Source organism: Ruegeria sp. F5, from assembly GCF_056533845.1.
Map to the genome: position 1 here is coordinate 1 of NZ_JBQFOU010000064.1, position 1,810 is coordinate 1,810.

General features: G+C 50.7%; 2 protein-coding genes. One reads left to right on the forward strand and one right to left on the reverse strand.

Annotation, left to right across the window (positions count from 1 at the left end; translation table 11 throughout):
* Window positions 1–107 precede the first annotated feature (107 nt).
* On the forward strand, window positions 108–1,034 hold the full coding sequence (locus ACR0K1_RS25525; RefSeq protein WP_480852310.1) for a hypothetical protein: 927 nt from the start codon (window positions 108–110) through the stop codon (window positions 1,032–1,034).
* 114 nt (window positions 1,035–1,148) lie between these two features.
* On the opposite strand, the gene ACR0K1_RS25530 is transcribed toward ACR0K1_RS25525, so the two are convergent.
* Window positions 1,149–1,631 carry a hypothetical protein gene (locus ACR0K1_RS25530; protein WP_480852311.1) on the reverse strand — a complete coding sequence of 161 codons (483 nt, stop codon included), beginning with the start codon at window positions 1,629–1,631 and terminating at the stop codon, window positions 1,149–1,151.
* Window positions 1,632–1,810 lie beyond the last annotated feature (179 nt).

Sequence of the window (1,810 nt, forward strand, 5' to 3'; positions counted from 1 at the left end):
CGCTGCGTGCTCTGCCACACGCACTTCGGAAAGGGTCTGGAAACCGAGACGCTAGCCTTCTGGCCGTTTGCCGTGGAGCAATTATGCATGCTCCAGCGATGCTAAGTGTGTCGTCTGACGCACGCTTCGCTGCGCGTACTGCGGCACTATCTTTAGCAGGAATGTCCAGAACAGGGGATCAGCTTGATTCTGAAGAGCAACATTGTTTGGCTGCCGCAAATGGCGCTGCGCGTGCCGCCTCTCATTATCAAGGCCGTGTCGATGCGCAGAAGGAAGTGGCGGATGCAGCGGCGGATGCGATCCGGGCTTATTTTCGTGTCTCAGAAAGTGCCAATCAGTTTTATCTGAATGATCTATCGCTGTTACGGATGGTTACCAGCGCTGAGGCGATATTTGAGGAACCTTTGTTTCCGGAAATTTCTCAAACCCAAAACCCACAAAGACTGCGAGTGTTAGGGGAGTTCTTTGCTGCAGATCCTAAGAAATGGGGGTTTTGGAATGATTGGTATGAAGGCTATTTGACTGGAAATCCGATAAACTGGCAGCTCCAAAGTCAAATCGCTCTAATACAAGAAGAATTTTGGTTACACGGCCCATCTCAAATCTCCGTCAAAATTGAAGAATTAATGCAGCGTGGCAACCTGACTTTCGCAATCGACGAAGCTGAGACTGAGTTGCAGGCGGCTTCGAATTCTCGGCATGGAATTGGAGGCAATTACCCACCCGAAGCCATAGTTCCTTCACACACAAATGTAGTTGATGAGCTGCTTACCGCCTGGGCACCTTTGCAGGAGTTGAGGCAGGAACTTGAAGCAGTAAATCCGATTAAATCCGTCATTCAAGACGTTCTAAAAACCCTGCGCGGCTTTCTTAACGCCGGTATTCAATGGGCAGCAAACAAAGCAGACTTAGCAGTTGATACCACGATAAAGTGGGGCATCCCCGCTATTGGCGGTGGCTACTTAGCTTTGAACCCTGAGAAAATCGAAGCGGTAGTTCAAGCCGCTGAGCGATGGTTAACACTGTTGCATTGATGAGACCGAGTTTGAACGAATTCGATTTGTATGCCTTGCCATAAGCGAGCACGAACACCACTCCAATCCCAATTGGCCGTGTTATTCTTTTCGCATGACCGGACTCTCCATGACTTAACCGCCCATGTTCGCCAGAACAAAACCAAGAACAGTGCTGGCGAGACCACCAAAGAAGCCAAGGGCTGCGCCAGCCAACGGTACCCACCACCGAGAGGCTTGCTGCTGTTCAATAGCGCGGCTGTGCATATCCACGGCAGTTCCAATAAGGACAGCGGTTTCGTCCGGCGTCAGGGGTCGGCGCGACAATCGACTCCAAGTTGTGGCATCATCCCGACGCACAATGACTTCAGACTTGGGGATTTCTCGCGCAAGGTCCACGTCGTAGGAACGGGTAAAACTTCTGCGCGCAACTAGGGCGGCCTTTTGGGAACCTTCATCACCACTCAGCTGAAAAAACTCGGGATGGTCAAAGAAAAGCTCTTTAAGGGACTCTGCGTGGCTTCTCTCTCCGGTAATACGTTCTGCCCAATCTTCCAGATTCAGCCGGTAGAACTTATAGTAAGCCAGCACCTGAATTGCTGCAATTACGTCACCCAATCTGCACTCTTTGAGGTAAGGTGAGTCTTTCACTGTGCGCCGTCTCTCTGCTTTATTACTGCTGATTTAGTTTAATATCGAAGTATTCCGCTAGGGTCAGGATTCATAACCAATAGATGACGACAGCGGCGAGAGCGATGGCCGATAGGAAGACCTTTGGGCATCGGTCATAGCGGGTC